Here is a 6,571-nt window from a genome sequence, read left to right on the forward strand (position 1 = left end):
GGCGACCAGGCGCTCAAGATGTTGCAGGGTGGCCTGCCGGCTGACGCCCAGCGCAGCGGCGATCGCCAGGGTCTCGGAGGGGCCCCGGGTCTTGAGCTGAAAGAGGATGCGGTCGGCGGGCGTATGCATTTGACAATCGACTTATTGCAAAAACTCCCGGCGGGGTCTACCTGCATTTTGACATGTCTGAGGTTGTCAAAATGAGCAAAGCCAATCCCAACAGCTGGGCCGACCTGCTGGCCGAGGGCCGGCTGCCGCGGTTCGCGCTGATCATGCTGGGCGTTTGGCTGAACGCCGCCGACAGCCTGGTGACCGCCACCATCCTGCCCAGCGTGGGCGCCGACCTGGGCGGATACGCCTATTTCTCGTGGGCCACGGCCGGCTTTTTCGTGGGCGCCATCCTGGCGGGGGCCAGTTCGGGCCGCCTGTCCGAGATGTTCGGCCTGAAGAGCGCCACGGCCCTGGCCGGCGTGGTCATGGCCGTGGGCTGCGTGATGAGCGCAGCCGCGCCCGATGTGGGCACGTTCCTCGCCGGCCGTCTGGTTCAGGGCCTGGGCTCGGGCTGGATCTCGGGCTTCGCCATGGTGGCCATCGCCTTCCTGTTCCCCGAGCGCCACCTGGCCCGCGTGTTCGCCGCCGTCACCTTCGTCTGGGGCATCGCCACGATCCTGGGCCCGCTCTTCGGCGGCCTGGTGGTTCAGCTGGGCGGCTGGCGCGACGTCTTCTGGCTGTTCGCCCTGCAGACCGCGGTCTTCAGCGCCGCCGCGCCGTTCCTGCTGAGCGGCGAGGCCAAGGCCACCGGCGGCCCCGGCATTCCCTGGACCCAGCTGGGCGTCCTTGGCCTGGGCGTCGCGGCCATCGCGGTGGCCGACCTCCTTAAGATCCCGGCCGTCTCGGTCGGCATGGTCGTCGCCGGCCTCGCGATCCTGCTGCTGGTGGTCTGGATCGACGCGCGGGCCAAGGTGCGCCTGCTGCCCTTGCGCTCGGGCGACCTCACCACCGTCTGCGGCTCGGGCTATCTTGCGATGTTCGCGCTGACCGCCGCGTCCATGGGCTTCTCGATCTATGGGCCGCCGATCCTGCAGCAGCTGCGGGGCTTCTCGCCGCTGGCCGCCGGCTACGCCATCGGCGCCGAGTCCGCCGCCTGGACCATCGCCGCCATGGCCGTGGCGGGCGCTGCGGGGGCCTGGGAGAACCGGTGGATGCGCATCGGCGCCCTCTGCCTGGTGGCCAGCCTGGTGATCCTGGCGCTGACCATGGCCGACGGCCACTTCGCCTGGGTGCTCCTCGGCGGCTCGCTCATGGGCGCCGCGTTCGGGTTCTCCTGGGCGTTCATGGCCCGCCAGGTGCTGGCGGCGCTCTCGGACGAGGACCGCGCCATCGGCTCGTCGGCCGTCACCGCCGTGCGTCAGACCGGCGCCGCCGTCGGCGCGGCGATCTCGGGCGTGGCCGCCAACCTTGTCGGCTTCTCCGCCGGTCTCACCGACGCCAGCGCACGCGCCGCCGCCGTCTGGATCTTCGTCGCCGTCATCCCCCTGGCGCTGGTCGGCGTCTGGGCGCTGTTCCGGATGACGGGGTCGGCTAGAGCCGTTTCGCCATGAAGATGTCGGGTTTGCCCGGCCCGTTCGCGTCCGGGATCAGGCCCACGATCTCGTAACCCTGCTTCCGGTAGAAGGCGAAGGGGTGGCCCGACGTCTCGCGCACGCCCGCGATCCGGCTGGCCACATCGGGAAACAGGTCGGCGCCGAACAGGCTCGTGCCCCCGAACTCGTCGTCGGTCCCCAGGTACAGCGTCAGCACGCCCGCCGCCTTCACCCGCGCCTCCAACTCGCGGCAGAGCCGGGCGCCGATGCCGCGCCGCTGGAACGCCGGGTCGACCACCAGCGGATGCAGCTCCCAGGCATGGCTGTAGGTGTCGATCCGCCCGATCCAGCCGACGACCCGGTCGCCCTCCAGCGCCGCGATCGCCGCCCGGTCCTCGTCCTCGAAGAACGTGGCCACCTCGGCCTCCGGGTCCTCGAAAGCCTGAGGCCGGTCGGCGAAGGCCGCGGCCAGCACGCGTGCGGCCTCGGCCCGCTGGGCCGGGGTCAGGTCGGCGAAATCGACGATGCGGAGGCTCATGCCCCCGCAAAGATAGTCAGCCCCGGGCCGGTCGCCACATCGGGCCCACGGCGAGCAACAGCACTGCCACGTTGAAGGCCACGTTGGAGCCGTTGCCCGAGGCCAGCGACCCGGCGCTGTCCGCCACGAACCAGGCCAGTATGCCGCTCACGACGGCGCGCCGCACGGCCTCTGGCGCTGCGTCGTAGGCTAGGTCGGCCAGCCGCCAGATCAAGACGCCCCAACCCAGCAGGAATCCGCCGGTAAGGGCCGATAGGAACCGCGTGTCGGGCGATGCATACGTCGTCGCGCCGTCCAGTGGCCAGCTCAGGATGTCCAGCGTGAGCCGCGCCGGCTCGGCGGTCGCGCCCACGGACCCGAATGAGAAGATGGGTCCGCCGATCCCGACGACGAGCGCCGTCACCTTCAGCCACCGCTTGTGCGCCGCCTGTGACGCCATTTCAGCCCCTCCGTGTCTTCGCACAGGAGAGAAGCTGCTGGGCCGCCCGGCAATGACCTCGGAGGTAATGGTCTCGCTGCGCGGGCCTTAGAGCTGGTCCAGGCCGTAAGCCGCATGCAGCGCGCGCACGGCGAGCTCGGTGTAGGCCGCGTCGATCAGCACGCTGATCTTGATCTCGGAGGTCGAGATCACCTGGATGTTCACGCCCTTTTCGGCCAGCGCCGAGAACATGCTCTTGGCGACGCCCGCGTGGCTGCGCATGCCGACGCCGATCACCGACACCTTGGCCACGTCCTCGTTCACCTGCACGTCGTCGAAGCCGACGTTGGGCTGCACGCTGCGCACGATCTCCACGGCCCGCTGCGCGTCGCGCTTGCCGACGGTGAACTCCATGTTGGCGGTGTCGGCGGTGCGGGCGTGGCTCTGGACGATCATGTCCACGTTCACGTTCGCATCGGCCAGCGCGCCGAAGATGGTGGACGACACGCCCGGATGGTCGGGCAGGCCGAAGAGGCTGATCTTCGCCTCGTCGCGGCTGTAGGCCACGCCGCTCACGATCCGCTTCTCCACGATCTCCTCCTCGTCGCACACGATGGTGCCCTGGCCCGGCGCTTCGCCCGGCTCCACAAAACTCGACAGCACCCGCACGGGCACATGATAGGCCATGGCCAGCTCGACCGAACGGGTCTGCAGCACCTTGGCGCCCAGCGAGGCCATCTCCAGCATCTCCTCGTAGGAGATCTTGGCCAGCTTGCGGGCTTTGGATTCGATCCGCGGGTCGGTGGTGTAGACCCCGTCCACGTCGGTGTAGATGTCGCAGGCCCCGCCCACCGCCGCGGCGACGGCCACGGCCGAGGTGTCCGAGCCGCCGCGGCCCAGCGTGGCGATGCGCCCGTCGCGGGTCACGCCCTGGAAGCCCGCGATCACCGCGATCTCGCCGTCATCCATGGCGGCGGCCAGCTTCTCGGGCGGAATGTCGTCGATGCGGGCCTTGCCGTGGGCGTCGTCGGCGATGATCGGGACCTGCCAGCCCATCCACGACCGGGCCCTGAGGCCCATGTTGCGCAGCGTCATGGCCAGCAGACCGGCGGTCACCTGCTCGCCCGAGGCCACGACCACGTCGTACTCGTCGTCCGACGGGGGCAGACCCGGAGCGGCCGGCCCCGCGCCGTCGGTCCAGGCCACCAGCTCGTTGGTCTTGCCCGACATCGCCGAGACCACGACCGCCACCTTGTGACCCGCCGCCTGCTCGGCCGCCACCAGCCGCGCCACGCGCCGGATGCGCTCCAGGTCGGCTACTGACGTGCCGCCGAACTTCATCACCAGGCGAGACATGGCTGTCTGATCGGATCCTATTGCTGCGCCGCGAAAGGCCGTGCCTCATAGCGGCGCCAGGGCAGGGCTGCAACGCCCAGAATCTTGCGTTTTCGACGCAGCTTTCCCGAAATCGAGGCAAACCCTTCCAATCCAGGGCGCGCCAGCGCCGCAGGTTTCAACCACGAACCACACGAACCACACGAACGGGGCTCGTCTTGCTGCAAGCGCAGAAGCGCCATGTTCGTGTGGTTCGTGTGGTTCGTGTGGTTCGTGGTTGAATCAAATGACGCCTGCGGCGCGCGCTGCGCTTGGGTCGAAGCGCGATCCGACCTAAAACCCGGCCCATGAGCGCTGCGCCCCGATCCAGCATCGACCCCGCCGAAGTCGAGACGTTTTCCCGGATCGCCGCGGAGTGGTGGAATCCGCGCGGCAAGTTCGCGCCGCTGCACAAGTTCAACCCGGTCCGTCTCAACTTCATCAGGGACCAGGCGCTCTACCGCTTCGGCCGCGACGCCCAGGCGCGCCGCCCGTTCGAGGGTCTGCGTCTGCTCGACATCGGCTGCGGCGGCGGGCTGCTCTCCGAGCCCATGACCCGCCTGGGTTTCCAGGTGACCGGCGTCGACGCCTCGGAAAAGAACATCGCCACCGCTGCGACCCATGCCGCCGAACAGGGCCTCCAGATCGACTACCGCGCCTCCACCGCCGAGGCGCTGCTCGAGGCCGGCGAGCCCCCCTTCGACGTGATCCTCAACATGGAGGTGATTGAGCACGTGGCCGATCCGGCCGCCTACCTCCAGGACTGCGCCCGCCTGCTGAAACCCGGCGGCCTGATGGTCGTGGCCACGCTGAACCGCACGCTCAAGGCGCTGGCCCTGGCCAAGATCGGCGCCGAATACATCCTGCGCTGGCTGCCCGTCGGCGCCCACGACTGGAACAAGTTCCTCAGGCCCGACGAACTGCGCGACTTCCTGGCGCAATCGCCGGTCGTTGTGGACGGCCCCTACGGAGTCGTATTCAACCCGCTCACCGGTCGATGGACGGAATCCGCCGACACCGACGTGAACTACATGATGACCGTGGTGCGCGACGCCGCCTGAGGCGTTCCGCAGGGGAGTATGGATGGCTTCGTTACGCGTGCTGGGCCACGCCTTCCGCGCCTGGCGCCGCAATCGCACCTGGGCGAAGCACGAGCCCGAGACGCCCTACCTGGCTGACCTGTTGTCGGGCGCGCCAGTCTGCCTGCACGTGGGCGCCAGCGACGGGCGCCACTCGTATGTCATGACCCAGGTGGCGCCCCAGGCCCGCATCTACGCCTTCGAGCCGTCGGCCTTCGCGTTCGAGGTGCTGCAGACAACGGTCGCCTGGCACCGCCTGGGCAAGCAGGTGACCACGATCCACGCCGCGGTCGGCGACAAGCCGGGCGAGATGCTGCTGGTCACGCCCAAGAAGACCTCGGGCCGCATGGGCCGCGCCTATGCCTATGTCGCCGAGACCCGCCCCAACGGCCCCGCGCGCCCCGACCTTGACGACACCGGCATGGACGTCCAGCCGACCCCGGTCATCACCCTGGACGGCTATTGCGAGACCCATGGCATAGGCCGCGTCGACTTCATCCGCATGGATATCGAAGGCGCCGAACTGCGGGCCCTGATGGGCGCCGTGGCCATTCTCGACCGCGACCGCCCGCACGTCCTGCTCGAGATCCACCCCGACATGCTCAAGGCCCGCTTCGGCGCCTCGGGCGAGGCGGTGCTCGATATCTTCCGCGACCGCGGCTACCGCATGTTCGCCCTCAACGGCGACCGCCTGGAAGAGCGCACCACCCTGGTGCCGGGCCTGCCCTGGAAGGACTACTTCTTCATCCACCCCAGCCGCGCCGCGAAACTCCCCGACGGCGTGTTCAAGGCCCGGATGGCGGCGTGAGCGACCCCCTCGACGGCCTGTGGCTGTTCGATGGCGTCTGCAATTTCTGTTCGGGCTCGGTCCGGCTCGCGCTCAGGCTCGACCGCAAGGGCGAGCTCCGCTTCACCCCGCTGCAGTCGCCGTTCGGCCGCGCGATCGCCGAGCGCCATGGCCTCGACCTGGAGAACCCCGACAGCTTCCTGTTCTTCGACCGGGGGCGCCCGCTCGACGCTTCCGACGCGGTGCTGGCGCTGGCGCGGCGGCTGGGCCCGCCCTGGTCGCTCTTCGCCGTCTTCGGCGCGATCCCCAAACGCTGGCGCGACGCCGCCTACCTGCTCCTGGCCCGCAACCGCTACCGGCTGATGGGCAAGCGGGAGACCTGCATGGTCCCGACTCCGCAGCAGCGCGCCCGCTTCCTCCTCGACCCGCCCCCGGGGTGGGGGTAGCGCCCCAACCCCAGAACGTCATGGCCGGGCTTGTCCCGGCCACCCAGATACGAGGCGCTCGCAGCAGGGCGCACCGGCTCACCGCCTGCGCCCTCCGGAAACGGCGGCGCTTCTGGGTGGCCGGGACAGGCCCGGCCATGACGTTCCGAAAAGTGGAAACGAAAAGCGCTTCTACGACCGTTTCTGTCGTACCCCCGTGTTCCACTCCCGATCATGTCCGAGCCCGCGCCCGACATCTTCGAAGAGGACCAGCTGCTGGCCCAGACGGCCCGCATGGACTTCGCCTTCGCCCGCCACGTGCAGCAGAAGGCGCTCGCCACCGAAGAGGTGGCCGAACTCTCCGACC

7 protein-coding genes are annotated in these 6,571 nt (G+C 69.5%); 4 read left to right on the forward strand and 3 right to left on the reverse strand.

Features of this window, described 5'->3' with window-relative positions; genetic code table 11:
• Positions 1-200 precede the first annotated feature (200 nt).
• Positions 201-1,601, forward strand: a complete 1,401-nt coding sequence (locus EPN98_RS17890; RefSeq protein WP_293364282.1) for an MFS transporter — start codon at positions 201-203, stop codon at positions 1,599-1,601.
• Here EPN98_RS17890 and EPN98_RS17895 read toward each other — a convergent pair.
• The 3 genes from EPN98_RS17895 to EPN98_RS17905 form a co-directional block, all read right to left on the reverse strand.
• Positions 1,582-2,121: a GNAT family N-acetyltransferase gene (locus EPN98_RS17895; RefSeq protein WP_293364283.1), complete on the reverse strand. Its 540-nt coding sequence runs from the start codon at positions 2,119-2,121 to the stop codon at positions 1,582-1,584. The two genes, EPN98_RS17890 and EPN98_RS17895, sit on opposite strands and share 20 nt — an antisense overlap.
• Before the next feature lie 16 nt (positions 2,122-2,137).
• Complete coding sequence (locus tag EPN98_RS17900; protein WP_293364284.1) at positions 2,138-2,560, reverse strand: hypothetical protein; 423 nt, start codon at positions 2,558-2,560, stop codon at positions 2,138-2,140.
• 87 nt (positions 2,561-2,647) lie between these two features.
• Positions 2,648-3,895 (reverse strand): aspartate kinase, encoded by a 1,248-nt coding sequence (locus tag EPN98_RS17905; RefSeq protein WP_293364285.1) that lies wholly within the window; start codon positions 3,893-3,895, stop codon positions 2,648-2,650.
• Between the two features lie 326 nt (positions 3,896-4,221).
• Between EPN98_RS17905 and ubiG the strand changes: the two genes are divergently transcribed.
• The 3 genes from ubiG to EPN98_RS17920 are packed head-to-tail and all read left to right on the forward strand — an operon-like array spanning position 4,222 to position 6,225.
• Positions 4,222-4,974 (forward strand): bifunctional 2-polyprenyl-6-hydroxyphenol methylase/3-demethylubiquinol 3-O-methyltransferase UbiG, encoded by a 753-nt coding sequence (gene ubiG, locus EPN98_RS17910; RefSeq protein WP_293364286.1) that lies wholly within the window; start codon positions 4,222-4,224, stop codon positions 4,972-4,974.
• Positions 4,975-4,996: 22 nt separating this feature from the next.
• The gene (locus EPN98_RS17915) at positions 4,997-5,800 is read left to right on the forward strand and encodes an FkbM family methyltransferase (protein WP_293364287.1); all 804 of its coding nucleotides are present in this window, start codon (positions 4,997-4,999) and stop codon (positions 5,798-5,800) included.
• Entirely contained in the window at positions 5,797-6,225 is a 429-nt protein-coding gene (locus EPN98_RS17920) for a DCC1-like thiol-disulfide oxidoreductase family protein (RefSeq protein WP_293364288.1), read from the forward strand. The genes EPN98_RS17915 and EPN98_RS17920 overlap by 4 nt, the downstream gene beginning before the upstream one ends.
• Positions 6,226-6,571: the final 346 nt, after the last annotated feature.

This window comes from Phenylobacterium sp., from assembly GCF_004299445.1.
Taxonomy (GTDB): Bacteria; Pseudomonadota; Alphaproteobacteria; order Caulobacterales; family Caulobacteraceae; genus Phenylobacterium.